A 25,538-nucleotide genomic window follows, 5' to 3' on the forward strand; every position below is an offset into this window, starting at 1 on the left:
AAGGAAGCCGGTAGCTCGAACTATCGGCTTTTTCTTTTTGCGCCATCCCATGCGCCCATCAGTGAATCCATCCGTCTTCGCCGCGGAGTTTTGCCAGCACAGGCTGAGCGCTACTTACGACAAAATTCGTGTTATCCAAGTTTTGTGTTTCTCGGAGTAAAATCTTTTTGGTTTCGTCCGTCATGTACCTGGTTTCATGTGCGATATCGCGTAGCTTGCCTGAAAGTTCAGATCCCAGTTCGCGCATCGCAGGATAGAGCTTCTTGCTGATCTGCTGGCTCTTTTCCATCCAGAGCTGCAAGTAACAAAGACTCACCAACTCCTCATCAGAAAACTGCTTGGCGATGGGTGAGTCCTGAACCTCGCGATCCAGGATGTCCAGCGCCCAGCGGCGGAAATCTTTGGCCTTTGGTGTTGAGGCAAACATCGCAACCAAATGAGCGCCTCGAAGTGAATAAACCCTGACCGATTTGTTACGTAAGCTATTGTTTATCCCGTTGACCTTCATATTGAGTGTCAATGACATCGACTCGGAAAACTCATCAGCATTACGTGCATAAATTTGGCTGATGGCATCAGTTTTTTTATAACCGAGTGCCTTCGCCAGTTCGGTGGAGGTAAACCAGATAGCCCCGCCTTCTGTCACTGGGTTAAATGCGAATCCTTGGAAGTTGTAATCTGATTTTGCTACAATATTCATGTCGATATTTTCCTTGCCGGATTTGTTCGATAAGAGGCCCAGGGTGTTAGCGCACTTCTGGGCTTCACTGTTTTTAGCGCGCATTCATACCTTCCCGAAACTTCAATGCCCAGACCAATGCCTGAACCAAGGCGGAATTCTCAGAAAGCCCCTCTTCTTTTGCGATCTTCTTAAACGCATCTTTCACTTCCTGCGGGTAGCGCAAAGTTAGCTTTGCTTCATTCTTGGTATTGCTTTGCATGATCCCTCCTTTGGGATTAATTTGACACCATTGATATTAATTTAACACCATTGCTCATGGTGTCAAGTTAATCCTATTATGATAAAAATTTGTATCATGAGATGCGCCATGACGAAGTACCCGAGCCAGTTACAGGATAAATTTAACCTCCGCCTCCCAGATGGGATGCGCGATGCGATAGCAGAACGAGCGAAACGGAATGGTCGTTCTATGAACTCTGAGATTGTGCAGATACTTCAAGAAACGTTGGATACCGATAAGGCTATTTCTGAAAGCGATCTTGTTGACTTCGATTCTACTCAAGCCGCTTTTAATGCGGCAGCGACAGCAGAAGAGAAAGATGAGTTCCTAAGAGACCTAGCTAAAAAAGACCCATTCACGGCAGATATACTGCGTGAGGGGGAGGAGCACGCAAGGAGGCTTGCTGCAATACTTGGTCGCCGCATGGGGTATTTGGACGATAAATAACAAAAAGCCCACCTGAGTGGGCTTGAAAGTAAGAAGATTTAGGATCTGATGCGGAGGTGCAGACTATCCAAAAACTCGTTGTTCTAGAGCGCTCAAAACATCACCGTATTGTTCCTTTAGGGCCTGGAAATCTGCCATTGCCGCAGCAGGATCTCTTACGTATAAGCTTCGAATAGCCTCGGCGCGAGCGTCAATTTGACGCACCAAATTATTCGCTTCATGGACAACAGTGTTGATATCAAAAGATACCCGCATATGGCGCTCAGCTATTTCCTTCTTCCTGATTGGATCTTTCTCTGAATTGTATTCTTTCCTTTGTAGCGCCAAAATCAGATCTATTGCATTCAGCTGTTCCCGTGACCAGTGCGAAATAATTAACCCATTAAAGAATCGATCGCCGGACCAGCTATAAGCCGCCGCTCTGTCATTGCAGATTCCAAAGACGACACGACCAAATGACGAGAATAAATCTACTCTACGCCATCTGGCACCGAATGAAGCCCCATGCCTCCACTTAGCCTTTATAAAGTGAACATCTTCATGCCCGCACGCGGTGATGATGTCATTCTTAAATGCCTCCCCAAGGCTTTCAACATCCCCACCATAACCAATGCTTACAAGTGAGGGTTTGCTGCTGGCCATTACGTTCTGAATGGCTTCCTCGCGCGTTAGTGTTGGGATTATCATCACGCACTCACATGTTTTTGTAATAGCCGACCTTGGAATCAAAGTCCTGTTTGGCGAGAGGTGTTTGGCTGGTCACATATGATTCCCACGAACTGTAGGCATCAATAAGCGCCTGCTTTTCATGAGCACCAGCTGTAGCTGACTTCATCGCCTCAAACACTCCAGAGGCGTACTCCTTACGCTTGTCTTTTCTTTTGACACCGCATGTAGCTATTGCATCGGCAACAGAATCATTCCACCCAACCATTTGAAGGATTTCTATCCGCTTTTGAATTACGAACTGATCCGCAGATGCGTTACGTGCCTGAGTTGAAAGATACTCAGCAAATTCCCTTTTATTTTTTGGCTCCTGAGAGGGAAATTCTATGTCCAAATCGCATTTTGACAGCTCATCATACTTGGCTTTTTTTTGCACGTTATTACCCAGGCCATTACCAGCGCACGCAGAAAGAGTCATTGCTAACACCACAGTCGTGAAAACCTTTTTCATTATCATCCCCTGAACAATATGTTTTTTTACATATTAACCAGGGGATGACGTTAACACTACCTACCTTTGGTGAAGTTGTAGATCATACCACCAGGCTTAAGGTGTTTCTGAACCACCTGTAGAGCTGCATTCTGCATTTCCTCGGCTAGTGCACGCCCCATGGAATCACCAGAACTGGACGTTTGAGTTGTTACCGAACCACCAGCATCGACGTTAACCGTGGTGTTGATAACCGGGGCCATACTGCCTCCACCTTGGGCACGTACACCCAACCTCCCGGCAGAATCCCGAGTTAGCGGCATGATAGCTTCTTCACCAGCCTCTGCGAAAACACCGCCTTTCGCAAACTTCGATGCGCCCTGGAAGGTGAAATACTGAGGAGAGTCGTATACCCCATTGACGTACTTACTGAGGCCCGGTGAATCATATACGCCACCTTTGGCATTAGGGGTAAACGAAGGGACAGCGAAGGATTGCCCAGCGCCCGCCGAAGCACCAGAGCCACCGTTTATCCAACCCATCGCAGCCTGAACTGCATAGGCAACCAAGAGTTGATTGGTTATCTGAAGAATCATCTTCAACATAGACTTCCCGAACTCTTTAACCGAAGCGGTGCCAGTTGTCATAAGCTCAGTCAGCATGTTGCTCAAGCCGGTCAGCGTGGAGCTGGCGACGTTCTTCACGGCATCATAGGTATTCGTGGCGGCGTCAAGATATTCATTCCAGCCAGCAACAGCCCCTGCCTTCCAGTCGCCCCGTAATTTGTCCTCTTCGGCATAATATTTCCTGAGAGCTGCCAGTTCTTTTTTATAACCGGCATCGTCAAGCTTACCGCCACCGTTGAGCCAGCCCTGGCGAAGCTGCGCCTCTTCCATCATGCGCTGCGTTTGCCGACTGCTGAGGCCTGCACTATCACGCAATGCATCGGTTTTTTCCGACATCTGCGTGACGTATTTATTCGCCTGCTGCGCCAGGCCGTTAATCTTCTGCTGCGCCTCTACTTCCTTATTCTTCTGATCAACCACCTTGGCGGCGTTCATAATCGCCTCACGGCTCGACAGTAAAGATTTTTCCTGAGCAGTCAGCGCGCGGGTTTTGGCTGCCTCATCCAATTCAGCAAACCGAGATTGCTGTTTACTGAACTCGGTATTTTTAGCGTGGGTTTCGCCAGTTTGTCGGAGGGTCTCGAGCGTTTCAGTTAACGTTCTGGCCTGGGCGCGGTAGTTCTCCAGGGTGCGATCGCCAGCTTCCAGAGTGGCTTTCGCCTCTTTGGTCTTTTTGTCTGAGTCCTGAGCAAGCTTCGAGACTGCATCTCTCGATTCGCGACTTGTTCCCCCTTCACCTGCCACTGTTGAGCCGCGAGCCTCACGTTCATATTTAGCCTGCGCGTTAGGATCGGTTACTCGCTTCCAAAGCTCGTTATAGCGTTTTTTGTTCGCCTCAATCTCTTTGTCCGCTTCCGCTCCAGCCTTTTTCATTGCCTCAACGTCCATGCCGAGGAAATTAGCCAGTGCTCCACCACCAGGGATTTTTTCAGCCCAGCCAGCAATTGTGCCGGTGAATTTAGCGTCCAGTGAAGTAATGTTGAGGAAGAGGTCTTTAATCGAAGCTTTAACTAGTTCGAAGATATCGATGATCTGGTTTCCCCATGCGCGCACGGTAACCCCGATTTGACCGAAAATGTCGGAGGAGAAAGCCTTAAGCCCGTTCCACGCCTGCCCGATATTATCGGTGGCCTCTACAATTTTATTACTTCGATCCTCCATGGTGTCGGCAAAAAGCGTTATAGCTTCGTTTGCCGCTGCTGTTTTCCCCTTCGTTTTCTCCAGGGTAATGAGGTGCTTCATCATGGCTTCATCAACAAAGCCATATTGCTGGTTCAAGCTCGCCAGGGCTTTAATAGGATCGTTTGCCAGTCGTGAAAAATCCGCCAGCGCAGCCTTCGTATCCAGCCCTGCATCACCCATAGCCAGAATGGATTTGGCAATTTTGGTCATCTGGTCGGCGGTATACTTCCCGGTGTCGTTTAGTTGGACCAGGGTATCAACAGACTCAGCCAAAGAAGCACCAGCGTTATCAGCAACATCCTTTGCCGCGTCGTTCAGTTGCTGCATGGAGGAAAAGCCAGCCCCGCCCATCAAAATGAGCGATCTGGCAACATTGTCGAACTGCTGGGATGAACTGTAGGCAGCCCCAGCCAGAAGAGCCAGCAAACCCACCGAGCCAGCAATCGCAAGATTAAAGGTATTTAGCAGCCCGCCGGCCCGCCCCAGTTTCTCCGCTGCCTCACTGGTATTGTTAAGTCCTTCAGCAGCGTCACTAATCCCCGCTGCCGACTCGGATGTTTCTCTGCTCTCCTCGTTAAACCCAAACAATGCGTCCCGCAAAGCCTGGAGCATTGGACTTAACCCCCCGAAGGAATCTTTTATTTGCCCACCTTGCTGGAGCAGGATAAGGAATGGAGACTGCCCTCCCGCCAGTTGCGTAGCGATATCGGTAAACTGCGCCGGAAGCGTGCGCAGCGCTGCGCTGTACTGGCCAACGGAGATTCCAGCGCGCCGGGCAGCAGCTTCCTGCCGGGATAGCGCCTCTGGCAGTACGTCGGCGACACCAGAGAGGCGCTCACGCGTCTGGTTAAGGATTGTGTTGAAGTGCTCGAACTGAGCACCGTTAATGCGGCCTGCTTCGAAATGGGCTACCAGCTGTGCGTGCTGTTCATCCAGTGAGTTGAACGCACGGATTGTCGGGTCGATGGAACCCAGCAGGTTCTTTAACGCTGCGGACTGCTTCTCTGCCGCCTGGGTAGCGGCTAATTCGGCCTGAGCGCGCGCCGCGGCTTCTCCGGTATCGGTCAGCTTGAGACGGGTGTCATCCAGGATTTTGTTGTAAGCCTGAAAGGTCTCGGTATCCAGGAAACCTTTGGCCTGAAATTTCCGCAGTGATTCTTGCTGCTCATCCAGGCGGTTTAAGGCCTTGGTAACCGGATCGATATTCTCCAGCAACCCTTTGAGCGCGTTCTGCTGCTCCTTGATACCTTCGCTGCCCTGTTTCGCAGATTCAGCACCAGCGCGGAACACACTATTCAGATCATCGGCTTTATCTACGGCACCAGCAGCCGCCTCGCCGAGCCTATCCAGTTCATTGCTGGCTGTTTTCAGGTCAGAAACATCGGCCCGCAAAGTAATCGAGGCGATCTGGTCTGTCATTATTTCGTCTCCTTATGCATTACCTTGAGAGCCTCGCTTTCCATAATTTGAAGGTCAGCCATGCAGGCCGCCGCATCCTCAACCCCGTGTAACTCGAACATCCAGGGGAGAACGTTGTAATCAAGGCCGGTCGCCCCGCTCGCGCCGACTCGCCACTGGGTCGCCAGGGAAGAGAAGATGGTGAAGGACCGCCACACCGAGGGCAGGATCCCCACCTCTTCTTCCACGTCTTCAGGCGTCAAACCAAAAGCGCTCAGCTCCGCGAGCGTCGGCCCCGGCGTATACAACGCTGCGGCGACCTGCCTTAGTTTTTTTCGCGGATCCCCATCAGCTCTTTGGTGTAGGCCAGGCCGATGCTGTCGAACGCGCGTGGATAGTTTCGCAGAAGGACAATAACGTTTTCGCGGCTGAACTCATCCGGCAGTGCCCAGCCCTCGACAATTTCCATTAGGTAGTCGGCCTGGGGCTCGATGGCAGTCTTTTTACCTTCAGCGGCCTTTTGCAGCTTCTCGTCCATGGAGCGCAGCTCTTCCAGCGTCTTATGGCGGAAAGTAAACGTCAGCTTGCCGTCTTCGGCACCGGCGCGTGGGATACTGGCGGTCACGGAAAACGTAGGGTTGGGGATCAGTGAAAATTTGGTCATTTCGGTTCCTTAGAAAAGAAAAACCCGCCGTAGCGGGTTGAATATTCGAGTGCGTGATGGGGGGTTATCGTTTGTACAGCAGACCGCCTGGCTTGAGCGCATTGAGGAGAGCATCGTTCACCGCTTCGTGCATCGCCTGTTGCAGGCCAACTACTGAAGCTGTCTGCGCATCAATCTTTGCCAGGAGGGATGCGAACAAATCGCTTTCACGCACGGCATCAATGATGGCATGTTTCATTTCATCGCCAAGCCTAATCTTCGTCTTCGCGCTTGTTGCGACGGCGTTCTCGATGATGGATGAAGCGGCTTCATGCACCTTAAAGCGATCGGCCAGAAACTCAACCTTGCTATGCTCACCTTCAACACCGAGGGTCATGCCAGCTTCGTGCGGCTTGCCTTTGCCGGCGACGTTTAATTTAACGCTGTAGTTTTGAGACACTACGCCATCGCCAATCAGCGCTTCGTGGATGTAAGCCTTGCCGGTTTTATCGACAAACCAGCCACCTTTAAGGCCATGAAGTGCGCAGCTGTTACGGATCTCTTCGTCCAGCGCCTCAATAATCTCTTCGGTATCGACAGAAGAAACCCCTTCGATCCAGTCACCGGCTCGCCAATCTCGTGCTGAGCCATCCTCTGCAATTGGACGCAGACGCACCTGCACTCGCTCACCAGTTTTGAGCCCGGAAATAAGGCATACGGTAGCTGGCCAGAAGATGCGTTCTTTCATAAGTCGGCCATCTTCATGAAGGCATTGCAGTTCTAGCACCGCGCAGCCACCCGGCCATTTCCATTCGACGTCCACACCAAAAGGTTTGGGAGTGGTTTTTACGTAAGGGACGATTGAAGGTTCTGACATTTTAATTTTCCTTTTAGACGTGAGCCTGTCGCACGGCAAATCCGCCGAAAGTTAACGGTTTGCCCAGGCTCACAGCTGAAAGACTTTCTTCGATGTGCGCGTGCGATGCGCATAAAAAAGCCCGGCGTACCGGGCCTGATTAGTTAGCTGATCGTGACAGTACACGCAGCCGAGGTGATGGTTTTGCCCGCGGCGTCGGTGACTTCACAGGTGTAAACGCCAGCATCACCGGATGCGACAGACGAAATGTTGAACGTCGATGCTGTTTTGCCCGGAATAGCGGTGCTGCCTTTCTTCCAAACGTAGGTGTAAGGTGCTGAGCCGCCCTTCATTACCACCGCCAGATCCAGCGCTGCGCCTGTAGCAACCGATTTGGTGGCCGGCAGGTCGGTCAGGAACGCCAGCGGCGTCACGGATGAATCGGCGATCGGGTAAATCTGCATGTCCGATTCGAAGTTCATGCGCGCCTCGTTACTTTCCACGGCGTTGATTTCCGTGCGCGGTACGCGCTGGAACGATACTTTGGCTGAGTAGAAACGATCGGCTTTGCCGCGTGGGTTATGGAACCAGACCGCCGTTGTATCGCTGGAGTCATCCAGGTCAATGAGGCGTTTGTAGATCGCCAGTTGAGGGTCATGCGCAAAGGTGTAAACCTGAACCACCGCGTTTTTAAACGTTGGGATAGTTCGCGCTTTGTCATCTTCGAGGAACTGCACACTGATGGTCTGCTGGTCACCACCTTCAGTTGATAGTGTCATCACCTGAGGCATGGTGATCCATGAGTCGATTTTGCGCAGCGTGCCCGCGCCAGTGCCTGCCGGGAATTTGGTGGTGTCGGTAGTATCGAATGCTTCCAGCACGATTTTATTACTGGTCACCGATTTTACGCGCAGCACCATGTTATCGAGCTTTAACCAGCCGGAACTCACCTGAACTACGTCACCGGCCAGAATGCCGGAGGCCGATGCAACGGTCAGTTCGCATTCCGTCGCGTTAGAGGCAGCGGTAAAGGTGATTGGGGCTTGATAGGCCTTGGCCACGTTCACACGCGAGCCGTTAGGGATTGCGAATGCCATAGCACTCTCCTGAATTTAGGTAATAAAAAACCCGCCATCTGGCGGGTCAGTAGTCAGCGCGGTACTGCATGCTGACGGGAATGGTGTAGGTTATGGAGCCACTGGACCCGTTGGGCGCCGAGGTTGGCCGGTCCTGGATGGGTTGTCTCACCTGCGGCGGCCCGTTGATGTAAACCGTCAGATCACCGTCCACCAGCGGCAGTCCTTCAGGGAATGCATCTGCCACCGACTGGGCCAGCCCTCTTGCCTGGCTCACGCCTGAGCCTGCGGGAGTAATGATGTTTACCTGCAATATCCCCTGATAGGTACGCATCACACCTTCTATGTCCTGACCTACAGTTTGTGCAGGTAAAACATAAACACGGGCGTATGGCGCATCCGGTGGATCGAATACGATATTCGGCCAGGCGATCGGCAAGCCGAGAGAAGCCGAGATTATGGCTACCCGGCTCTCCAGCAGGTCAGCTATTCGCATGGACTGATCACCGACCATTGCGTACCTCGCTCATTGCCTCCCGGAAATATTGCGCAGCATCCAATGCGGTCAGTCCGACCATGCCGCCGGGCGCCTGATTCGAATGACCATTCTCCAGCGCCTGGGCATATGGCAGGTTATTGGTAAAGTAAATCGAGTTCACCTGCCCCACCCGGAACACTTCGAGCACCGCCAGCCCGCGGGTGTTGGAACCCTGCCCGGAAGCATCTGGGGTATCGTTCGTCTCTGTAGGCTGGCTGTCGAGACCCACATACCAGTTATTTTTGAATCGCCCGCCGACATAACCCTCTGGCTTTTTGATGTCCATCGAATCGTTGACACGCAGGCCTCGCCTGAGCCGCCCTGCTTTTGTAAGGTTGGCCGGATCATTACGTAGCGCCGCGTTATGCTCTCGCACCGCGGTGTTATAGGCTGATGCCGTCTGGTTTACCTGCCAGATTTCTGGCTGCCCGACAGGTGACATGTCCACCAACCGCCCGAGGATTTTGATACCCGTCCGGCGTACCGCCTCCTCAATCTCCTGCTTTGAACCATCTACGAACAACTGAATGGCAGCCAGGAACGGCTGATTTGCAGAACTGGTCATAATCAGGTCCTCAGCTGGATGTTGTAGGAGATCAGCACATCTGCGGGCTTAACCGGATTCGGCTGAACCACGCGCCACTTTTTGCCGTCGATATCAATGAGGTCGCCAATGCGCACTTCCGTTTCAAACGTGGCCGCCAATTTTTTATCGCCCGTAGCAATTAGTGAACCGTCGATTTCACGCGTGGAGTATTCGGTGATAACGCCGGTAACGGTCGCTGTAATTGGCTCGGTGATAACCTCTTTCCCGTACTGATCGCGGGTGGTAGTACCTCCGCGAGTCAGTTGGTAGGCTTTGCCGTTCTCCGTCAGCAGCCGCGTTGCCGTGGCGCGCATGCGGCGATAGTCGATTGCCATGCTACCCCCTTTCGATCCGGACCTGGTTGCCGCCGACCACAAGCCCGCGCAGCGAGGAATAGAACCAGGGGAATGATGGAGTAGCCTTATTCGTTCCCGGCTCGTACTGCACAGAGACCGCCCCCTGTATGCTCTCAGCTATGACCGCGCCGCCACCGGAGACCGACGGCGTGAGGTCAATCTCCTGCGACTCGATAGCCAGGCGGCATTGGGCATCAATCAGGCGCTGTGGAATAGCATCATCCGGCAGGTCCACACCATCGAAGCGTACGCCGGAGCGCGGCCAGGATAGAGGCTGAGATGCGCTGGAGCGCTGACCACGCCAGGTCCTTCCTTCCAGAAAGTCCATCGCCTGCATCAGCATCTGGCTGCATTCGCCATCTTCGGCAGGTATGGTGTATCCGCGCCCCGTCGCAAACGCGCGCAGGTCAACGATGCTGGCGTAGCTGTTGAAGTCTGGTGAGTGAGGATCGGCATTAATCATCCCGGCACTCCACTCAGACTTCGGAAAGCTTCTGCTTCAGCAGATAGCCTTCCAGCATCCAGATTTTGTTGACCGCATTTTCGCGGGCAATCTTGCGGCCGATTTCAGCGTCGAAGTTCTCCGGGCTGGCGCAGGCGCTTTCACCGGTTACAGTGAAGCCGTTTTTCAGAACCAGCACACAGATGGTAAGCAGATTGATAGGAGAGCTATCAGCAACCTGACCACCTTTTCCTTTGACGGCATCAGCTGGAGTAAAGAAAACCTCTTCGGCAATAACGCTTTCGATTTTCCCAAGTGTAACGCGCGGTGCCGTTAAGCCTTTGGCCTGAATTTGCTGCTCAATATCTTTGTCGCTCACGATTACTCCTCCAGACGCCAGTCCAGCGCCAGCCAGTTATCCACTTCATCTGGATGAACATCTGCGCGCAGCGGGCCGCCAGGGAACTCTGGGGTGTCACGCACCATGACCACCAGCTCAATACCCTGCTGAGCTGCAAGCTTTTCCGCGTCACGCTGCGCGCGCTGCTCTTTGGTTAATCCGGCCATTGGGCCTCCTGAAAAACAAAGGGGCCGAAGCCCCCTGGGTTAACCCATGATGATGGCGGAATGGCGTGGCGCCACGGATGCCACACCCCATGCCAGACCGACTTCGTAACGCACCTGACGGTACTGTCGGTACAGTGCAACCTGGAAAGTGATGCCAGATTTCGGGTCGGTCACATTCATGACGTCATCAGCAGTATCGCCACCTTCAGGCATCGCCGGCGTACGGCTGGCAAGCAGGAATGCCCCACGGTCAAACGCCATGTTCGGTACGAATTCGCTCAACACGGTGACATCAGCCTGATCTGCCAGATCCTGACGGAGGCCCGGCGCGCTAATAGTGATAGTGGAAGACGTAGCCGCAACGACCAGATACTGATTGTCATCACCGGCGAACTTCACCGCAGTACCTGCAGCAATACCGCCGGTGCCGGCAGAGATAGCGATGATGATATCGCCCTCTTTCTTCTCGCCATTGACCTTATAGCCAGCAGCAGCGCTTTTCGCGGTACGCTTGATGCTGAAGGATTCGTGAAGGTTGAATCCCATGATGCGACCGATAACACCTTCACGCAGCAGTTGGTCGGTTCCCGCTTCGTTCGCTTTGAAGAGGACGGCCTGTTTACCGCGGATGGACGCCATCGCTTCGCCGCCAAGCACCATACGTAAATCTGTAGTTGGCGCGCCGTTATCCGTCAGAATCTGACGGGCCAGCGCAGCATCGGTCAGATCGTCTTTGATGCTGAATGGGGTATTCTTCGGCGCGCCAACAGCGCGGGAGGAGTTGAGGTACAGCGCAGCGAGGTCAGCATCCACTTCGTTCGCCAGCGCGCGGAAAGCCTGCTTGAACTGGTCAGCCAGGATGGTGTTATAGGTACCAGCCGGGCCCAGAGCCAATTGCTCTTCACCATTCCATTTCACCGGGGCCATCTTGGATTTGGTGATTTTGACATCCACACCACCGATGGTCTGGTCGCCAGAATTAGGTGCTGACGGACCAGGGACAATATCTTCAGTGGTGGCTGCAGGTGCGACTGGCGCACGTACGGTCTGGTCTTTTGCTGCAGCATCCGCTTTCGCGTCACGCGCCACCGCAGGAATAAAGCCAGTTTGCTCGCGGGATACTACGTCCAGCGCGGTATAGATGGTCGGGATCAGACCAGTAAGGGTATTGCCTGCCATTTATGGCTCCTTTCGATTTAATCGACGATGCTGACGCCGTCTTTCAGCGCTGCTTGCTTGCCAGCGTTATCCAGGGAATCAAACGCATCGCGTTTCATGGTTTTTTGCCCGGCCTGGTGCTGCGACTGGTGAGAACCGCCGCCGCTGTTACCGGACGCTTTGAGGATGTAATCTTTCTGCGGATGCGACTCGATCAGTGACTCCAGCGCTTCGTCGAAGCTAGCCAGCTCGCCAGGCTTGGTGCGAGAGAACACCTTATTGCCCTGACCGTCGAAGGCCACGACCTTGCCGTCTTCGATTTTGAAGTTCTGCCCGAAGTACGAACGCACGAACTCAGCCGGGATCGCCATCTTCTCTGAAATGAATTTGGAGCCACCGAAGCGGCCGCCGATCATCTCGTCGTAGAGCTGGCTTTCGAGCTGTTTGGTCTTGCCGTTCGCTTCATCCAGCTGCTGCTGGAATACCTTGGTAATCTCAGCCTTAACCTGGTCAACAGCGCCAGCGTCGATCAGTTTTTTCTGGTCGATTTTGGTCATCATCTCCAGGGCTTCGAGCGCCTTGGTCGGATCGGTGATGCCAGAGAATTTCGCGAGACTGGCTTCCGCCGCCTCCTTCGCTTCACGGTGAGTTTTAGCTTCACCGTTCAGGGAGGTGATTTTGGTCATCGCTGCGACCGCATCGAACGGGATCTCTTTGCCGTCATCATGGATGTACACAGGCATGCCGTTTTCAACGACCACATTTCCGTTAGCATCAAGTTTCAGTTTCATTATTTTTGCTCCAGCCTTCCGGCCATACGTAAAGGGTCATCCGACCCGGGCACCGCGTCGCATCCGCTCAGCGGCAGGCATAAAAAAGGCCGCCCGGAGGCGACCTGATACGAATTTAAGATAATAAAAAAGGCCGCCTTAGCGACCTATATGGCTAATCCCCATTTAATCCGGGGCCATTCTCTTTATGCCAGTCATTGTGGCACTTACGACACAGCCATTTCACCGAAAGCGGGAGGTTGTAATCGTAATGGTGTCCTTCCAGCCTAACGTGTTTGCCGCAGGATTCGCAGCTATCTGGCTTTGAAATCACCCCTCTCTCTACCGCCTTGTTAGCTTTATATCGAGCGGCGCTCTTTATAGGGTTGCGCTCTTTGTAGGCTGAAAGAGTTTTGCTTTTGACGTTCTTCCCTTTTTCAGATGCGTCATATCTAGCCTTGATAACCCTCCTCACTTCTTTCCCGTTTTCAGTCTCACGATATCTATCAGTGGCCTGATTCCGTAGGGTTTTAGCCCTATCAGAGGCGTTATAATCTTTGGTTACTTCCTGTCCATGCGGAGTGCGGTACCATGCTGCGTGTGCGGCTCTACAGCAAGATGCGCAGGAGGCCCGATAACCAGATGATTTCCGGCTATCTCTGTGAAATTCAGATAGCGGCTTACACTCGCCGCATTTGGTGCAAGTTTTCATATCAAACCTCGTAGTAGGCTGCGTAGATGATGGTGCGCGGCAGGAGTGTCTACGTTCACTCTTTTCGACTGGCCGGTCTAGCCGCGCAGGATTATTTTACCCTTTAAATGAATGCTTCCCTATCAATTTCTCTGAGTTGCTCAAGGGTTAAAAACTCACCTCTATCATTAAAAAAGTCCGGAACCTGCATCTTTCCATCCCGGAGCATTTGAGCCCTGGTAACTCCAAGTACTTGCTCCATTCGTGCGTAGGGTTGCCTTACCAGCCACTCACTGAAGCTTAGCCCAGCGGGAATTTGGCCCGACATGCTCGCCCGCGTGGCACTACTCAGTTCGCCAGAGGCTATCTGCAACTCCTCCCACGATTTCGTGATCAGGATTTCGCCGGAGCGGCAGCAGAAGTGGATTTTGCCGGGTCCTCGCAGGTATGGGACTACATGCCCCAGCGGCTTGCCGTCGAGCGTGTAGAGCTTGCGATCGCGGATGATGCACCACTGGCTGGTATGCGTATCCAGCGTGGAGGACCACTGTTTGGCCTTCACGATATCACTGTTGGCCTGGGCGAAGTCCTGCCGCGCTGAGGCGGCCATATGGTTCACAGCAGTGCGGGTCACCACCGCCAGGTCGCGCCGGGATGCGTTGATTATCCCGTCCTCACGGTTGCGCTGCGGCGTACCGGCAACGCGCTTAACGATTTGCTCTACCGTTTCGCCCTGAAGAAAGCCGGAGCGAACGGCATTGGTGATTTTGTCCAGCCGGTCGGCTTCAAGCTTCTGTCCCCACTCTTTCAGCAACCTCCCCTGGAACGGCTGCGCCACTGCTGCAGCGTATACCTGCTCGGGTGCGATGCTTTGCAGCGGAACGTGTTTCAGTATCTGCTCAGGGATGATGCTGCTGAACAGGTCCAACTGATACCCGGCCTCATATTCAACGTAGCGTGTCAGTTCGCGCTCGAGCGCAACGTTAACCGGTTCATAGGCCTGTTGGTTCAGGTCACGTACGCCAGCCAGCAGCGAAGCCAGGCGGCGGGCACTGTAGGTATCGGCACGCTTGCCGTCCAGCAGCACCAGCAGACGGGCTGCCAGTTCTGCATCCATCTGGTTCAGCAGCGACACCATGCGCCGGGCGACGCCCGTACCGTAGCGGTTAACATACAGGCCGTGCGCTATCGTCTCGTCCTGCAGGCGATCGTTGACGGAACGGGCCATATCACACCTCGCCAGTCGGCGGTTCGGTCAGCGTGGCCGATTCAGCCAGCAGCTCGCTCAGCACCACATCGGGATCTGCGGCAGCGTCAATCAGGTTGAGCTTCTGCAGCGCCTTAATCGCGTCAATACGGCGGAGGTCACCACCCTGACGGAGCGACTGAATAGCCAGCGCCGCCGGAGGGTTGAACTCTTTCGATTCGACATCCAGTTCAGTGCGCACATCAACGTTGCCGCCTTCCGCTTCACCGATGTACTCAGCCATGATTTGCAGGATATTGTCGATCGCATCTTCCAGGCTTGTCGCCATGGTGTAGAGCGGTGACTGCTCCTGCATTTTCTCTTCAGAGGTCTGGTCTACCGACTTGGTAGAGGTATTTTCGGTGCGCAGCATCTTCGCACCTGCCTGTCGCATTTGCTCCACTAGCTCTGACAGCGACTCTTTGCCGGCACCGATGGAGGAACCTGTGTGCTCGACGTATTCCAGGCCCTGCCTTTGCCGATCGGAGAATGAAGTGGCAGAGGATGATCCAATCACAAGTTCTTGCCCCTCCTCCAGCCCGAACACCGTGAGCAACGGCACTCTGGCGACGTGCAGGATGTTGTCCTGCTCGCTCTGGCTCTGCCAGTGCTTAATGTTCAGCAGGGCCATATTGAGCAATGGAGGTGAACCACACATAAACCCGGTGCGCTTGGTGTAGAGCGTGACCAGAGTGATATCCTGGCGGGATGTCTGCCACCCATCGAATAGCGCCCAGTTCGCGGCACCGTCAGCATCTTTAGCCTTGCGGTAAATTTCCACCTTTCCGGGTGTCAGGTACCGTATTTGTTCGACTTTGGTCTGCCCGAAGTCGTCGCCGTCTTCGACCACAACCTCTTTGATACGCAGCGCAGTCAGCACCACTTTGCCGTCCACCATTTTCGACTTCCAGCCAATTACCTGGCGTGGATTGAGCATGGTGACATAGGGGCGCGCGCCGGTAGCTTTCTCTTCAGCTTTGGTTTTCACCTTTTCGGTGTCCACCCTGGGATAATCCACCAGCGCGTGGGAGAGTCCATACTGCATCGCCAGACCGAAGAATGCCTGCGCCCATACGTCCAGGCGCGTCCCCTCAAGGTCGAAGTTTTTCGCATACTCTCGCAGCTCATCAGGCACATTCTCGGCAAGCTTAATAGGCTCGGCGAATACACGCCCGATGTTTTGCTTAATGGTCTCTTCGTAGGCTGGCAGAAGCGTGGCCACGGCCAGACGTTTTTTGTAGTCCTCCCTGTCTTCTTTCGGCCAGCGCGGTAGATATTGCTCGCCCAGCTGTCGCATATAGAGCGTGCCGCCCATCAGGGCATCGTTGATATCCCACGCCTCGACCATGTTCCCATAGTCCAGATTGGGTGTTGAGATGTCAGGCATGGAATTACATCCGTAGTTGAGTGACTTTTCCGGTCGGCTTGATGATCGGGAATTGCTTCACGATGAAATAGCCACCAGCATCATTAGGGTGATCGTTGTCGGCTGATTTATCCGGTTCGCCGTTTGCCGCCCATACCTGCTGCTCAAGGCTGTCGGTATAGACCGGGCAGCGAGCAACATTCACTTTGTAACGGCGCTCGCCGTTGCCATTGCAGAACATGGCGTTCATGGAGTTAATGCGATCCTTCACTGGCGGGTTGGCTGCGTTTACCACCACGCTGAACCCGGCCTGTTTGAGCTGGGCGATATCCGTAGCGCTGGCGTTATTCGATTTGCGCGAATCACCAGAGGCATCCGGAAAGATATAAATCTGCCTGGAAGACACGTAGCGTCCGCCCTCGTAGCGCCAGAATTCTTCCTGAATGCGCTTAATCATGGCCGGTGTGTCATAAACCTTTATCAACTCGCGTACCGCTCTGGGCTGGCCGTTCCGAAGAACGTGAACGATGGCTGCCATCTTGCCAACGTTAAAGTCCATGCCGATATAGAGCGGCTCGCCGGCCTGCTCTTCATCGGTACAGTTATTCAGGTGGCGATCGAACTGATGATAAATTGTTCCGCTGGTCAGGTTTGTAAAACGCCCCCTCAGGTACGCCTTAATTAGCTCCGGCGGGTAGGAGTTCATCAGCGACGGGATGTAATCCGGTGGCAGGTTCTTCGCGTTGTCGAACGTACTGGCCTGAATCAGCCCATACAGAGCAGAAAGCTCAGGCTTTTCACGCACCGCTTTCACGAATTGCTGGTAAACGAACTTGAAGCCCTCCGGCGTAGTCGTGACATCGATACCGTTACGCAGACCATCAACTTTGTAACGCATACGGGCGATGATTTTTCGCCAGGCCTGCTGCGCTTTAGCAGCCGCCATGACGTCCAGCTCATCCACCATCGCGTTACCGATTTTAAAGCCGACTATCGATCCGGGCTTCTCCATCGAGCGGCAAATTGTCGTGCCGCGATACCGACGCCCCTCATAGAAGTGAACCTCTTTGTTCCCCTCATTGATTTTGACGCTCAGGCCCCAGTCAAAGGCCACTTCTTCAATCGTCGGGTAGAAGATGTCACGAATCTGCGGGTACGTCGGCGCGAAATATCCCTGGTTGATTTTCGGGTGCTCCCACATCCCCTTACAGATGCCGCCACAACCCACCCACGTCTTACCGGAACCGAACCCGGCAACGTAGGCTTTGAATTTGTGCTGCATCGCGAGGAAACGCGCCTGAGGAATGTTAAGTGTCGGGCTGATCCCCATCTTCCGCCCTCGCGTCCACTACGTTGATATTGATTGCAACTGGCGTTGGTTCGTCATCATCACCATCACCGGCCAGCTCTTTGCGGAGTTTCTCAATCTCCAGCTGCCGGCGGTCGATTTCGATCTGCTGGAGACGCTGAGCGAACTCGCTATCCGCCAGGCCGAGCCGTTTCATTACCGCTTCAAACATTCGCTCACGGCTGATAGCGGTTATCTCGACGCCATTCTTCCCCAGCTTCACACCGGAATAAGCCAGAGCAGCAACAGGGGAGAGTTTCCGGGTGTCGGCGAAATACGGCTGGCCAATACCATCGCCGTTGCAGCGCGGACAGCCAGGGTTAGGCTCTCGGGTGTGATCGTAGCCGTAACCCCCAACATCGACTGGCTCACGCTTATCGCGTTCTGTCGCTTCGAGGCGTTTCTCTTCGAACTCCACCATATCGCGCCACTGGTACTGGTGACCGAAGCCCCAGCAATAACGACACGCGCCGCGGCGATATTGCGAGAGCTGGTTTGCATCGAAGGTGGCAAGCTGCCACATCTGCGCGAGGACTTCATCGGCACCGCCAAGCGTGCGCACAATGGACGCTTTTTGCTGCTGTGCAATGGCCTGCGCAACGTTAGGATTCGTTATGAGCTGACGACCATAGTTTGGGTCACTGTAACCAGCACGCGCAGCGGCAGCGGTAGCGTTATTATCCTTAAGATATTCCGCAATGAAGCGCTTTACCTTAGCGCTTAGCTTTATGTCTACCAGCTCTTCTGCGCTTTGTTCTTTCTGCGCAGTGCGCACTTTTTTCTGCGCAGTTTTTTGCGCAGTTTGCGCAGTAGGCTTTTTGATGTGTCGGCGTGCGGTTGCATAATTCAGTCCCTGCGCTTCACACCAATCTTTCGGTGATACGCCGGTTACGGCATGGTCGGACAGGAACCGTTGCTGAAGCACGCCCCAGTCCGGTTTTGCCATATTGTTTATTCCTGTTTGATGTATGGCAGGAAGTGGCTGAACATGCGATCCAGCATGTAGCAGTACGTTTCGTTGGCGTCTTCCGGCTTGGTTGTCACGCCGACATCAGAGCAAACGTAAAAGCATACGTGAGCGCATTCATGAACGAGCGTGGATATCTGATTATCGAATACTCCGATCAGGTAGCAACGCTCTCCGGTATCGGTGTTTTCATAGTTGCTTGCCAGTCCAGAGTTAAACGGCCTCTCATCCCCGCTGCCGCCAAGGAATTTATCAGCGTGCTGAAACTGTTCTCTGGTTGTTGCGAGGTAGACATGCGCACTTTGAAACAGCGGAATGGTGAATGCCGGAAGTCTGTGCCATTTGGCTTTTGCCATCTGTTGCTCCGTCATTATCCGTTGCAGGGGTTATTTTTGATTTATCCGCGCTAGGGGATATTCATTATCGAAGCCCCTCGCAAGGAGCTTCTGTAATGGCTACTTCGTTTTTGATTCCGCTCTTTTACGACGGCGCTCTTCTTTCTTCTCGGCGTTTGCCATGTCCATGAATGCCTGCATGATCTAGTTCCTCATCATGTAGCTGACAAAGTGATGATTGACGCAGCCGTTAAGACGGAGTTGCTCGCCAAACTGATCAACCGAGGCCAGCACTTCCATCATGTCCTTCTCGCCTTTCATGAACTCAGAGAAGTCGCGCCCCGCTCTGGAGGCGCATTCGATGACGCGATTACTCATCCCGGCAGCCCTGGGATCGTGATCTGCAGCTGGTTAGCAAGGGTGTTAATCTCAGCGACCAATACAGGCTTCGTATAACGCCATGCAGCAAGTCCTTGTCCGCAGAAGCTCGCCATGTCCTTTTTCTGGTCAAACTCATGGCACTTCATGTTGAGCTGCGCACTTAAGCTGTTGCGATGCTGAAGCTCTCCGGTGAAGTAGTCATCGAGGACCTTATATGCCGCGTACTTGAACCCGGGGTTTAACCAGGCAGCATAATCGTAAGCAACAAACTTCCCGCCATAGGTTCCGCCGTGTACGCCGCGGGCAGTGAAAACCACAGATTCGTGGTTTTTCTCCAGCTCGGCCAGGAACTCTTTGGTCTGCTTGTTTCGCAGATAGTGGTAAGGCGATTCAGCATCACTTTTGCCACTGGCTTTCCACATATCGGTGAGGCAGATCATGCCGTCTTCCCCGACACGGATTGGTTGATTGAAGAGGGTTAATGATTTCATTTCGCTGATACCTTTTGGTGGTTGAGCCTGTTCTCGTAGATACGGGCAGCCCAAGAGCGGTCAGCGTTACCACTGCCCTATCTCAAGCTCTACCCCGAAAGGCTCTTGGTTGATATGCGCACGAGAATGCGCGTGTTTACTTCAGGCATAAAAAAGCCCCGCTATTGCGAGGCTTGGTTATTCATGTGGTAACGGATGCATGACCCCGGCATTGCAGTGTGGAATGCGTAGGCGGTCTTTCGCCATACGAATACATGCTCACCTCCGTATTATTTCAGGCACTGAGTCCGAACGTATTCCTGCAGGCCGGTCAGTTGCTTTGTGACGGCGGCGATCCCGTCTCTGAGACGCCAATAATTGAGTTCAGCATCTGCTGTAAGTCGAGGGCTTGAGCCATCAACCAGGCCGGAGGATCCGGTGGTTTCGTCTTTGGAGCAGGTGGCGGCGATTTGCAGCCGACGCTTACCAGCGACAACATCAGCACGAAGCCTGTTATTCTCAGCATTCGCATCTGCTAATTCCTTCGTGTATTTGGCATCCAGTGCAGCGACATCACGCTGGCGGGTCTGCATGTCTTTAATGGTGGCGTTAGCCAGGCGGAGGTTCTTTGTGGCTTTATCGCGCTGGTCTTTGTAGGTGATAGCGTTGTTGCGGTAGTGGTTCACGAAGAAAGCCAGTACGCCGATTAACGCCAGCACCAGCAACTGCAGCCAGTAACGCTTAACCAGTGCGCCAATCACGAATGCTCTCCTACGTAACCAATGTGTAATGACCTTTTGGCAGTAAGGTAGGCGTTCCTTGCATCAATCTCATTTTCAAAGTAACCGAGATGCAAACGCTTACCAGTTCCAGGTTCATTTATGGTGGCAATATACTTATTGATACGCTTATGAAAGCTGTAGCCCTTTGCTTTCTTCCTGTTTTGCGCGTTGACAGAGCGGCTGACATCTCTTAGGTTTTTCGGATCATTGTTGGTCCTATCCCCATCAATATGGTCAACCTCACCTTTTGGTAGAAACCCATTATGTAAGAAGAAAACCACCACGTGTGCTGACAATCGCGCACCGCAGAACTTACCAGCGTAATAACCTGAACGTGTAACTGTCGTAAATGCTGGGTCTCCGGCATTAACCTTCGCGCCAGGCGATTTCTTCCATACAAGACCACTTGGCGATCTATTATTTATTTCAAGGTAATCAGAAAGTTCTTTCACAAGACACCTCATTGCCCAAGAAATAAAGCGCGCTCCGCCTCACGCCGACGGGTCAGGCCGTTCAGGACTTTGCCACCAGCTTTATTCCAGCGCAGGAACTCATCGGCAGCACCAGCGTAATCACCGGCGTTGATTTTTCGCAGGAGAGTCGATGTCGACAGTGACCGGGCGCCGAGGTTGTACGTGAACGACACCAGGGCGTCGAATTGCCCCTGAGTCAGGCCAACTTTGACCAGGCGGGACACATCGCTTTCGTAGCTTACTAGCCCGGTCTTCAGCAGACGTTCTGCCGTTTCCTGCTTGATAGTCATCCCGGCGCGGATTGGTTTCCCGTCGACAGGCTGAGTCCAGCCATAACCGATCGTCCAGACTCCGACGCTGTCCTGGTAGGCGGTGAGTTTGCAACCTTCGAACTGTTTGATCAGGGCAATGCCTTTATCACTGGTTTGCATTCTTCATCCCCGTCAGACGCTCCCAGAAGTACGTCAGTGCCACGGAGCCCATCGCCCCGCTGATGCCAGACGTAACCAGAATCATGTAAAGACTCAGCCCGCTTTCAACGCTAATTAGGCCGCCAATAAGACCGGTAAAGCCGGACACTGCAATTTGCGCCAGCGCGTTGATCCAGCTCCAGGTGGCTTTGTTCTGCTTAACGTCAATAAGGTATCGGACCAGGCCGCCCCAGCATGACAGAGCAAGGACAATCAGCCATGACACTCCGGCAATGCTTTCTTTATCTTGCATACGTTTAGCCATATCACCTCCGAAAGAACGGGGTGCTGTTTGTAGTAAGGGATCAGGCCCTCGGGACGATTTAACAAGTAGGCGTGTCGATGATGGTTCCCGGAACCTGAGAATAAAAAAGCCAGCGACAGGCTGGCAATGTGAGGGTAAGGCAATGTCGGCTCTCTGGCCGAAGGGTCCCAGGTAGTGGGTTTGGTTTGTGGTGGCCGGCGCTGCTATCCGGCATTCACGGCTATCGCTTTACAACGCCATCAGGACATTCACCACAACGGACAGAGCACTCATGACTCGCATCATGTGGCGCAACCCCACGGCAGGGAGTCGAACCCTACAAATGCTCTTTCCTGTTGTGCACTCCGTTTCGTGGAGCGGACGGCATAACGTATTCGCGAATTCAGTTATGCACCTGATGCAAGATAAAGCCGCCGAGATGACGACTTGTTTTGCTGATGGCTCGCCTGGCTGGATTCGAACCAGCGACCAACCGCTTAGAAGGCGGTTGCTCTTTCCTCTGAGCTACAGGCGAATTTGGCGGGACAGGAAGGATTCGAACCTTCGACCATTCGGTTAACAGCCGAACGCACAACCGCTGTGCTTCTGACCCTGAAACGAAAAAGCCCCGCACGATGGCGGGGCTTGGTATTCATTCATGTCACACACAACAATGGCAACATATACGAATTAGTTTGCTCATTTGTTCATTAAATTGCAAGCACGTTGTGTGATTTATTTGCAATTTTCCTCACATTTTCGCGATCGTTAAACGCATTTTGAAGCGGTTGGTATAAACAGAACAATGAAGCATTGATGATTTGCTTCACCTCTCTACGGATTGTCGAGATGCTTGGGTGTTTGTACTGATTGCCGCCACGCGTCTTCATAAGGCGAGGCTTACTTACTGCATGCTGCCATGATGCAATTCGGATCTCGCTGGAGTTGCAGACATAGTAGGCGAAGATAACCCGCCAGGCATTTTCATCCACATTCTTCAGGTAGTGGCGAATGACAGCATCAATGAGCATCCCGTCATCATCACTACATACCGGTCGTGATGCTTGCTGGGGCTCGACGGTAGCCATGAATCTGGCAATCATGTTGATCATCGCTTTATCAATCTTGCCGGTCTGGCACCATGCGCCCCACAACTGGAGCCACTGGTCTACCCATTGATGCTGGTCGTTGGTTAATTCCAGTTTCATTACGCGGCTTCCTTCTGAGGCTGGTTGGTTTTGGTCTGGCTGTGCTTTGCTACTGGCGGCTGTTTGGCGCGCATGACGCTTTCGACCTGGTACCGGGTTATTTCGTCTCTGGTCACGGCGCGCACTCCCCGATGATGATCTGCCCCTTCTCACCCCAGACCTTTGTGATGCGGCAATCCCAGATGTGAGCATCATCCTCATAAAGCGCATCCATCAGGGCCTTCAGCATGTTGTCGCAGTCTGGCTTGGCCCGGTGGGGCTTCCCGGCGAACTCCGCTCGTTTCTTCTTACTCCAGCTTGGTGGCATTGGTAGGACGAATGTCACATGTGATCCGGATTCAGGCATGGTCAGCTTGCGCAGGCGGACCTCATCGCAAAAAGCGCGATAACGCATTACAGGTGGGCGCTGCTTCCACTTATCCGCGCGGGTCATGCGAGGCTTGCCGATTGGTGTGATGTCATAGATTTTCATGCAGGCACCACCAGGCCACGACGGGCAATCTGGATAATGGTCAGGACGATGGCGCGATCCATTAACTGGCGGCGCTCGTCACGGCTAAGCCCCTTCCCGTTATCAATCTCTGAATGGCAGGTGACACAGATAGCGGCGGTGGCGCAGTCGTCTGTTTTCATTCCGATACCCTTACCCTCGTTGCGGTGTGCCACCTGCACGCCCCACGCTCCGCACAGGACGCATTGCTCAATCTGTCCGACTGCGGCTAGCCATTTTTTATTGCGGTAGGTGCTACGCATGATTCCTCCGTGCCGCGAGACGCAGCCATTTCTGATCCACCAGGCGGGCGGTGTAGCCCTTCAGTGTCGGGATGTCTGACGGCTTAACCGCTGGCTTGCGCTTGCGGCGAGCCGGAACGCGGAAGATTTCATTGGTGATGACGCGAGAAAGTGGAGTAGACATCAGGCCTCCTGCTTATCGCGCAGCACCTGAAACTCGCTGCTTTGAGGGATGGTGAGCACCAGGCCAAACTGAGCGCACCAGCCTTCTACCTGGCACATGAAATGGTGCATGTCGCCAGTGTCCAGATCGGACGTGTGGCGCAGCTCTAATTCAATCGTCTTAATTCCGGTGACGAAGTCGGTGTATTCAACCTCTTCATAACCGAGATAGGTCTTTTTGAGGTTGCGCTTTACCCATGCTGGCGTGGCATCAGTGCGCCCAGACTTGATCAGGTAGTCGCTAATTTCCTTGTACCAAACGTGGCTCAGACTGTTTTGTGAAAGGCTTCTCTTCTCGCGCCAGTCTTTGAGTTGGAGCCGGAAGCACTCACCGTTTTCGAGAAGTGGCTTCAGATGCTGAGTGATTGCGCCAAGGTTTCCACGGTGTAGCTTTATGCCGTCTTTTGGGAGAATCATACGGCCTCCTTAACGGAAACCGCAGAATGCAGAAAATCGCAGGTGCCGCTAAGCATCTGTGACAAGGTGAGCAGTTCAGATTGTGGTCGCATTTAAGTCCCCTTAAATGCGCAGAAGTCACCGGAGTTGTTCAGGCTCCGATGACATGATTATGGCGGGTTGATTTTACAAAATCAAATGGGTGAAGCTTTCTTTTTTAACTTCCATATTGGCGCTTTCTCCTTCGATTTATTCTCACTTTCAAATGCGTCTTTTGCATTGTTGCATCCGCATTGATGGCAAACATAGTCGCCACTCCACCCTCTGCGAGTAACCTCTTTTCCGATAGCGGTTGAACCACATTCAGGACAGACCATAACACCCTCCGGTTTGAATTTAACTGCACTATGATGGTACCAATTCAAATCCGGAGGGAAAGCCGATTTACAAAATACTCGTTTTATTTCAATAATATAATATTGTTTAAAGGCATTTCTCACACACGCCGTGATTATTGATAGGCATTACCGTACATCTGGCTTTGGTGCTGCCGAAATCATCGCTGCCCAGCACAGCTTCGCCCGGTGCGCCGCCTGCTGACATCCGCTCATAGCGTCGTATGCTTCCCACTCCTTCTCATCGCTAAAGCTCTCATCTGGTTCCGACTCGAACCCGTTGACGATCATGTCTTCAGTCGGATCGATGGGAACAAGTGCCCAACCATCCGGAATCACCGGAGAGTTGAGAGCATCGCGCTCTGCCTGAATCTTCTCGGCGTCGATTGGACCCAGGTTGCGAATTGCTGCTATGCCATCACGCAGGCTTACAGGTTCGGCACCCTGAAACAGGGTTTCCTGATACCGTTCCAGCGTCACGTACTCTTGGCATGACCAACCGCCATCAATGAAATCACGAGCTTCAACAGCGTCGAAAGTGAATGATGTTTCGCCACCAGTTGGTGAGGTTAAGCCGTACAGGTCTGCTACCGGCTTAAACTGTGTGGCTGGAATATTTTCCGGAATATTTTGCGGTTCGTTTTGTGGTCGATCGGCACCCTGAAGCATGGCGGCGCGATAGGCGTTCCAGCCAACAGCTTTTCCGTGTTCAAACGCGCTGTCAAAGTCATCATCCATTTCCATCGCAGCGGGCACAGATACCGGCGCTGGCGTGGCGGAGCGATACAGAAGCACATCACCCATCTCTGCTCTGGACGCAGGCCATACGTCTGCATCGGAGCCAGATTTGAGATAATCAAGATTGGACTGGTCGATGACGCACACAGGCTCCGCTTCGAGCGATGCCAGCGCGATACGCGCCAGCTCCAGTTCTTCTTCAAGCTCTGCGCGTGAATCGGCAAAGGCGGTCTGTGTTACCGCAAGCTCCAGCGACTTAACCTTTTGGCGCGCACGTTCGCGTAACTGCTCTTTGGTAATAGTGCTCATAG

At 53.3% G+C, this 25,538-nt stretch carries 35 protein-coding genes, 2 tRNA genes and 1 pseudogene; 1 reads left to right on the forward strand and 37 read right to left on the reverse strand.

Annotation, left to right across the window (positions count from 1 at the left end; all coding sequences use genetic code 11):
* Positions 1 to 58 precede the first annotated feature (58 nt).
* Both IPZ49_RS04760 and IPZ49_RS04765 read right to left on the reverse strand, forming a co-directional pair.
* The gene (locus IPZ49_RS04760) at positions 59 to 700 is read right to left on the reverse strand and encodes a P22AR C-terminal domain-containing protein (RefSeq protein ID WP_227754059.1); all 642 of its coding nucleotides are present in this window, start codon (positions 698 to 700) and stop codon (positions 59 to 61) included.
* Between the two features lie 73 nt (positions 701 to 773).
* On the reverse strand, positions 774 to 941 hold the full coding sequence (locus tag IPZ49_RS04765; protein WP_071697826.1) for an Arc family DNA-binding protein: 168 nt from the start codon (positions 939 to 941) through the stop codon (positions 774 to 776).
* 108 nt (positions 942 to 1,049) lie between these two features.
* On the opposite strand from IPZ49_RS04765, the gene IPZ49_RS04770 reads away from it, so the two are divergent.
* Positions 1,050 to 1,409: an Arc family DNA-binding protein gene (locus IPZ49_RS04770; RefSeq protein ID WP_057072691.1), complete on the forward strand. Its 360-nt coding sequence runs from the start codon at positions 1,050 to 1,052 to the stop codon at positions 1,407 to 1,409.
* A 63-nt stretch (positions 1,410 to 1,472) separates the two neighbouring features.
* Here the strand turns inward: IPZ49_RS04770 and IPZ49_RS04775 are convergent, their stop codons facing one another.
* The 35 genes and pseudogenes from IPZ49_RS04775 to IPZ49_RS23095 form a co-directional block, all read right to left on the reverse strand.
* Complete coding sequence (locus IPZ49_RS04775) at positions 1,473 to 2,051, reverse strand: hypothetical protein (protein ID WP_126513326.1); 579 nt, start codon at positions 2,049 to 2,051, stop codon at positions 1,473 to 1,475.
* A gap of 52 nt (positions 2,052 to 2,103) precedes the next feature.
* Positions 2,104 to 2,586, reverse strand: a complete 483-nt coding sequence (locus tag IPZ49_RS04780; RefSeq protein ID WP_045351042.1) for a hypothetical protein — start codon at positions 2,584 to 2,586, stop codon at positions 2,104 to 2,106.
* 56 nt (positions 2,587 to 2,642) lie between these two features.
* A complete protein-coding gene (locus IPZ49_RS04785) occupies positions 2,643 to 5,792 on the reverse strand; it encodes a phage tail tape measure protein (RefSeq protein ID WP_063932780.1) in 3,150 nt (1,049 codons plus the stop codon).
* Entirely contained in the window at positions 5,792 to 6,079 is a 288-nt protein-coding gene (locus tag IPZ49_RS04790) for a DUF1799 domain-containing protein (protein WP_016247126.1), read from the reverse strand. Before IPZ49_RS04790 ends, IPZ49_RS04785 begins: the two co-directional genes overlap by 1 nt.
* Before the next feature lie 17 nt (positions 6,080 to 6,096).
* Positions 6,097 to 6,435: a phage tail assembly chaperone gene (locus IPZ49_RS04795; RefSeq protein ID WP_063163952.1), complete on the reverse strand. Its 339-nt coding sequence runs from the start codon at positions 6,433 to 6,435 to the stop codon at positions 6,097 to 6,099.
* Between the two features lie 64 nt (positions 6,436 to 6,499).
* Positions 6,500 to 7,291, reverse strand: coding sequence for a DUF1983 domain-containing protein (locus IPZ49_RS04800; protein WP_063932781.1), 792 nt, complete (start codon positions 7,289 to 7,291; stop codon positions 6,500 to 6,502).
* Positions 7,292 to 7,434: 143 nt separating this feature from the next.
* Positions 7,435 to 8,367: a phage tail tube protein gene (locus IPZ49_RS04805; protein ID WP_022651627.1), complete on the reverse strand. Its 933-nt coding sequence runs from the start codon at positions 8,365 to 8,367 to the stop codon at positions 7,435 to 7,437.
* Positions 8,368 to 8,413: 46 nt separating this feature from the next.
* Positions 8,414 to 8,842 (reverse strand): phage tail terminator-like protein, encoded by a 429-nt coding sequence (locus tag IPZ49_RS04810; RefSeq protein ID WP_227754053.1) that lies wholly within the window; start codon positions 8,840 to 8,842, stop codon positions 8,414 to 8,416.
* Positions 8,843 to 8,849: 7 nt separating this feature from the next.
* Positions 8,850 to 9,449 (reverse strand): hypothetical protein, encoded by a 600-nt coding sequence (locus IPZ49_RS04815; protein WP_063146006.1) that lies wholly within the window; start codon positions 9,447 to 9,449, stop codon positions 8,850 to 8,852.
* 2 nt (positions 9,450 to 9,451) lie between these two features.
* On the reverse strand, positions 9,452 to 9,805 hold the full coding sequence (locus IPZ49_RS04820; protein WP_022651630.1) for a hypothetical protein: 354 nt from the start codon (positions 9,803 to 9,805) through the stop codon (positions 9,452 to 9,454).
* A 1-nt stretch (position 9,806) separates the two neighbouring features.
* A complete protein-coding gene (locus IPZ49_RS04825; protein ID WP_063932782.1) occupies positions 9,807 to 10,289 on the reverse strand; it encodes a DnaT-like ssDNA-binding protein in 483 nt (160 codons plus the stop codon).
* A 13-nt stretch (positions 10,290 to 10,302) separates the two neighbouring features.
* Positions 10,303 to 10,647: a Gp49 family protein gene (locus tag IPZ49_RS04830; RefSeq protein WP_063932783.1), complete on the reverse strand. Its 345-nt coding sequence runs from the start codon at positions 10,645 to 10,647 to the stop codon at positions 10,303 to 10,305.
* Positions 10,648 to 10,649: 2 nt separating this feature from the next.
* Entirely contained in the window at positions 10,650 to 10,835 is a 186-nt protein-coding gene (locus tag IPZ49_RS04835) for a hypothetical protein (RefSeq protein WP_063932784.1), read from the reverse strand.
* Between the two features lie 39 nt (positions 10,836 to 10,874).
* Positions 10,875 to 12,014, reverse strand: a complete 1,140-nt coding sequence (locus IPZ49_RS04840) for a P22 phage major capsid protein family protein (RefSeq protein WP_063932785.1) — start codon at positions 12,012 to 12,014, stop codon at positions 10,875 to 10,877.
* A 17-nt stretch (positions 12,015 to 12,031) separates the two neighbouring features.
* On the reverse strand, positions 12,032 to 12,784 hold the full coding sequence (locus IPZ49_RS04845; RefSeq protein WP_063932786.1) for a DUF6651 domain-containing protein: 753 nt from the start codon (positions 12,782 to 12,784) through the stop codon (positions 12,032 to 12,034).
* Positions 12,785 to 13,578: 794 nt separating this feature from the next.
* Complete coding sequence (locus IPZ49_RS04850; protein WP_063932787.1) at positions 13,579 to 14,682, reverse strand: hypothetical protein; 1,104 nt, start codon at positions 14,680 to 14,682, stop codon at positions 13,579 to 13,581.
* A 1-nt stretch (position 14,683) separates the two neighbouring features.
* On the reverse strand, positions 14,684 to 16,087 hold the full coding sequence (locus tag IPZ49_RS04855; protein ID WP_063932788.1) for a DUF4055 domain-containing protein: 1,404 nt from the start codon (positions 16,085 to 16,087) through the stop codon (positions 14,684 to 14,686).
* A 4-nt stretch (positions 16,088 to 16,091) separates the two neighbouring features.
* Complete coding sequence (locus IPZ49_RS04860; protein ID WP_058646344.1) at positions 16,092 to 17,396, reverse strand: terminase large subunit domain-containing protein; 1,305 nt, start codon at positions 17,394 to 17,396, stop codon at positions 16,092 to 16,094.
* Complete coding sequence (locus IPZ49_RS04865) at positions 17,374 to 18,360, reverse strand: terminase small subunit (RefSeq protein WP_063932789.1); 987 nt, start codon at positions 18,358 to 18,360, stop codon at positions 17,374 to 17,376. The genes IPZ49_RS04860 and IPZ49_RS04865 overlap by 23 nt, the downstream gene beginning before the upstream one ends.
* A gap of 5 nt (positions 18,361 to 18,365) precedes the next feature.
* On the reverse strand, positions 18,366 to 18,737 hold the full coding sequence (locus IPZ49_RS04870) for a hypothetical protein (protein ID WP_063146013.1): 372 nt from the start codon (positions 18,735 to 18,737) through the stop codon (positions 18,366 to 18,368).
* 99 nt (positions 18,738 to 18,836) lie between these two features.
* Positions 18,837 to 19,019, reverse strand: a pseudogene (locus IPZ49_RS04875) (hypothetical protein).
* 71 nt (positions 19,020 to 19,090) lie between these two features.
* Entirely contained in the window at positions 19,091 to 19,588 is a 498-nt protein-coding gene (locus IPZ49_RS04880; protein ID WP_032612185.1) for a KilA-N domain-containing protein, read from the reverse strand.
* Positions 19,589 to 19,857: 269 nt separating this feature from the next.
* Positions 19,858 to 20,328 carry a lysis protein gene (locus tag IPZ49_RS23340; RefSeq protein WP_063932790.1) on the reverse strand — a complete coding sequence of 157 codons (471 nt, stop codon included), beginning with the start codon at positions 20,326 to 20,328 and terminating at the stop codon, positions 19,858 to 19,860.
* Positions 20,325 to 20,801 carry an HNH endonuclease signature motif containing protein gene (locus IPZ49_RS04890; protein ID WP_162270898.1) on the reverse strand — a complete coding sequence of 159 codons (477 nt, stop codon included), beginning with the start codon at positions 20,799 to 20,801 and terminating at the stop codon, positions 20,325 to 20,327. Before IPZ49_RS04890 ends, IPZ49_RS23340 begins: the two co-directional genes overlap by 4 nt.
* An 8-nt stretch (positions 20,802 to 20,809) precedes the next feature.
* Entirely contained in the window at positions 20,810 to 21,253 is a 444-nt protein-coding gene (locus IPZ49_RS04895) for a lysozyme (protein WP_063932792.1), read from the reverse strand.
* Positions 21,240 to 21,545 (reverse strand): phage holin family protein, encoded by a 306-nt coding sequence (locus IPZ49_RS04900; protein ID WP_122008274.1) that lies wholly within the window; start codon positions 21,543 to 21,545, stop codon positions 21,240 to 21,242. The genes IPZ49_RS04895 and IPZ49_RS04900 overlap by 14 nt, the downstream gene beginning before the upstream one ends.
* A gap of 450 nt (positions 21,546 to 21,995) precedes the next feature.
* Positions 21,996 to 22,071, reverse strand: a tRNA-Arg gene (locus tag IPZ49_RS04905).
* 3 nt (positions 22,072 to 22,074) lie between these two features.
* Positions 22,075 to 22,149: transfer RNA gene (locus IPZ49_RS04910), tRNA-Asn, on the reverse strand.
* 97 nt (positions 22,150 to 22,246) lie between these two features.
* Positions 22,247 to 22,744, reverse strand: coding sequence for an antiterminator Q family protein (locus tag IPZ49_RS04915; protein WP_032180574.1), 498 nt, complete (start codon positions 22,742 to 22,744; stop codon positions 22,247 to 22,249).
* Positions 22,744 to 22,860, reverse strand: a complete 117-nt coding sequence (locus IPZ49_RS04920; RefSeq protein WP_162270899.1) for a hypothetical protein — start codon at positions 22,858 to 22,860, stop codon at positions 22,744 to 22,746. Before IPZ49_RS04920 ends, IPZ49_RS04915 begins: the two co-directional genes overlap by 1 nt.
* Positions 22,857 to 23,216, reverse strand: a complete 360-nt coding sequence (locus IPZ49_RS04925; protein WP_032655983.1) for a RusA family crossover junction endodeoxyribonuclease — start codon at positions 23,214 to 23,216, stop codon at positions 22,857 to 22,859. Before IPZ49_RS04925 ends, IPZ49_RS04920 begins: the two co-directional genes overlap by 4 nt.
* Positions 23,213 to 23,497, reverse strand: coding sequence for a hypothetical protein (locus tag IPZ49_RS04930; RefSeq protein WP_032665723.1), 285 nt, complete (start codon positions 23,495 to 23,497; stop codon positions 23,213 to 23,215). Before IPZ49_RS04930 ends, IPZ49_RS04925 begins: the two co-directional genes overlap by 4 nt.
* Positions 23,490 to 23,660, reverse strand: coding sequence for a NinE family protein (locus IPZ49_RS04935; protein WP_045324603.1), 171 nt, complete (start codon positions 23,658 to 23,660; stop codon positions 23,490 to 23,492). The genes IPZ49_RS04930 and IPZ49_RS04935 overlap by 8 nt, the downstream gene beginning before the upstream one ends.
* The gene (locus tag IPZ49_RS04940) at positions 23,660 to 24,115 is read right to left on the reverse strand and encodes a YbcN family protein (protein WP_017383033.1); all 456 of its coding nucleotides are present in this window, start codon (positions 24,113 to 24,115) and stop codon (positions 23,660 to 23,662) included. Before IPZ49_RS04940 ends, IPZ49_RS04935 begins: the two co-directional genes overlap by 1 nt.
* Positions 24,116 to 24,618: 503 nt before the next feature.
* Positions 24,619 to 25,536, reverse strand: coding sequence for a hypothetical protein (locus tag IPZ49_RS23095; RefSeq protein WP_227754056.1), 918 nt, complete (start codon positions 25,534 to 25,536; stop codon positions 24,619 to 24,621).
* Positions 25,537 to 25,538: the final 2 nt, after the last annotated feature.

The sequence above is a fragment of the Enterobacter cloacae complex sp. S2 genome (assembly GCF_015159675.1).
Lineage (GTDB): Bacteria > Pseudomonadota > Gammaproteobacteria > Enterobacterales > Enterobacteriaceae > Enterobacter > Enterobacter intestinihominis.

Excerpts from the sequence above, each read along its gene's own strand:
- IPZ49_RS04760 (WP_227754059.1), bottom strand. The coding sequence starts at position 700 with ATGAATATTGTAGCAAAATCAGATTACAACTTCCAAGGATTCGCATTT.
- IPZ49_RS04765 (WP_071697826.1), bottom strand. The coding sequence starts at position 941 with ATGCAAAGCAATACCAAGAATGAAGCAAAGCTAACTTTGCGCTACCCG.
- IPZ49_RS04770 (WP_057072691.1), top strand. The coding sequence starts at position 1,050 with ATGACGAAGTACCCGAGCCAGTTACAGGATAAATTTAACCTCCGCCTC.
- IPZ49_RS04775 (WP_126513326.1), bottom strand. The coding sequence starts at position 2,051 with ATGGCCAGCAGCAAACCCTCACTTGTAAGCATTGGTTATGGTGGGGAT.
- IPZ49_RS04780 (WP_045351042.1), bottom strand. The coding sequence starts at position 2,586 with ATGAAAAAGGTTTTCACGACTGTGGTGTTAGCAATGACTCTTTCTGCG.
- IPZ49_RS04785 (WP_063932780.1), bottom strand. The coding sequence starts at position 5,792 with ATGACAGACCAGATCGCCTCGATTACTTTGCGGGCCGATGTTTCTGAC.
- IPZ49_RS04795 (WP_063163952.1), bottom strand. The coding sequence starts at position 6,435 with ATGACCAAATTTTCACTGATCCCCAACCCTACGTTTTCCGTGACCGCC.
- IPZ49_RS04800 (WP_063932781.1), bottom strand. The coding sequence starts at position 7,291 with ATGTCAGAACCTTCAATCGTCCCTTACGTAAAAACCACTCCCAAACCT.
- IPZ49_RS04805 (WP_022651627.1), bottom strand. The coding sequence starts at position 8,367 with ATGGCATTCGCAATCCCTAACGGCTCGCGTGTGAACGTGGCCAAGGCC.
- IPZ49_RS04810 (WP_227754053.1), bottom strand. The coding sequence starts at position 8,842 with ATGCGAATAGCTGACCTGCTGGAGAGCCGGGTAGCCATAATCTCGGCT.
- IPZ49_RS04815 (WP_063146006.1), bottom strand. The coding sequence starts at position 9,449 with ATGACCAGTTCTGCAAATCAGCCGTTCCTGGCTGCCATTCAGTTGTTC.
- IPZ49_RS04820 (WP_022651630.1), bottom strand. The coding sequence starts at position 9,805 with ATGGCAATCGACTATCGCCGCATGCGCGCCACGGCAACGCGGCTGCTG.
- IPZ49_RS04825 (WP_063932782.1), bottom strand. The coding sequence starts at position 10,289 with ATGATTAATGCCGATCCTCACTCACCAGACTTCAACAGCTACGCCAGC.
- IPZ49_RS04835 (WP_063932784.1), bottom strand. The coding sequence starts at position 10,835 with ATGGCCGGATTAACCAAAGAGCAGCGCGCGCAGCGTGACGCGGAAAAG.
- IPZ49_RS04840 (WP_063932785.1), bottom strand. The coding sequence starts at position 12,014 with ATGGCAGGCAATACCCTTACTGGTCTGATCCCGACCATCTATACCGCG.
- IPZ49_RS04845 (WP_063932786.1), bottom strand. The coding sequence starts at position 12,784 with ATGAAACTGAAACTTGATGCTAACGGAAATGTGGTCGTTGAAAACGGC.
- IPZ49_RS04850 (WP_063932787.1), bottom strand. The coding sequence starts at position 14,682 with ATGGCCCGTTCCGTCAACGATCGCCTGCAGGACGAGACGATAGCGCAC.
- IPZ49_RS04855 (WP_063932788.1), bottom strand. The coding sequence starts at position 16,087 with ATGCCTGACATCTCAACACCCAATCTGGACTATGGGAACATGGTCGAG.
- IPZ49_RS04860 (WP_058646344.1), bottom strand. The coding sequence starts at position 17,396 with ATGGGGATCAGCCCGACACTTAACATTCCTCAGGCGCGTTTCCTCGCG.
- IPZ49_RS04865 (WP_063932789.1), bottom strand. The coding sequence starts at position 18,360 with ATGGCAAAACCGGACTGGGGCGTGCTTCAGCAACGGTTCCTGTCCGAC.
- IPZ49_RS04870 (WP_063146013.1), bottom strand. The coding sequence starts at position 18,737 with ATGGCAAAAGCCAAATGGCACAGACTTCCGGCATTCACCATTCCGCTG.
- IPZ49_RS04880 (WP_032612185.1), bottom strand. The coding sequence starts at position 19,588 with ATGAAATCATTAACCCTCTTCAATCAACCAATCCGTGTCGGGGAAGAC.
- IPZ49_RS04895 (WP_063932792.1), bottom strand. The coding sequence starts at position 21,253 with ATGCAAACCAGTGATAAAGGCATTGCCCTGATCAAACAGTTCGAAGGT.
- IPZ49_RS04900 (WP_122008274.1), bottom strand. The coding sequence starts at position 21,545 with ATGCAAGATAAAGAAAGCATTGCCGGAGTGTCATGGCTGATTGTCCTT.
- IPZ49_RS04915 (WP_032180574.1), bottom strand. The coding sequence starts at position 22,744 with ATGAAACTGGAATTAACCAACGACCAGCATCAATGGGTAGACCAGTGG.
- IPZ49_RS04925 (WP_032655983.1), bottom strand. The coding sequence starts at position 23,216 with ATGAAAATCTATGACATCACACCAATCGGCAAGCCTCGCATGACCCGC.
- IPZ49_RS04930 (WP_032665723.1), bottom strand. The coding sequence starts at position 23,497 with ATGCGTAGCACCTACCGCAATAAAAAATGGCTAGCCGCAGTCGGACAG.
- IPZ49_RS04935 (WP_045324603.1), bottom strand. The coding sequence starts at position 23,660 with ATGTCTACTCCACTTTCTCGCGTCATCACCAATGAAATCTTCCGCGTT.
- IPZ49_RS04940 (WP_017383033.1), bottom strand. The coding sequence starts at position 24,115 with ATGATTCTCCCAAAAGACGGCATAAAGCTACACCGTGGAAACCTTGGC.
- IPZ49_RS23095 (WP_227754056.1), bottom strand. The coding sequence starts at position 25,536 with ATGAGCACTATTACCAAAGAGCAGTTACGCGAACGTGCGCGCCAAAAG.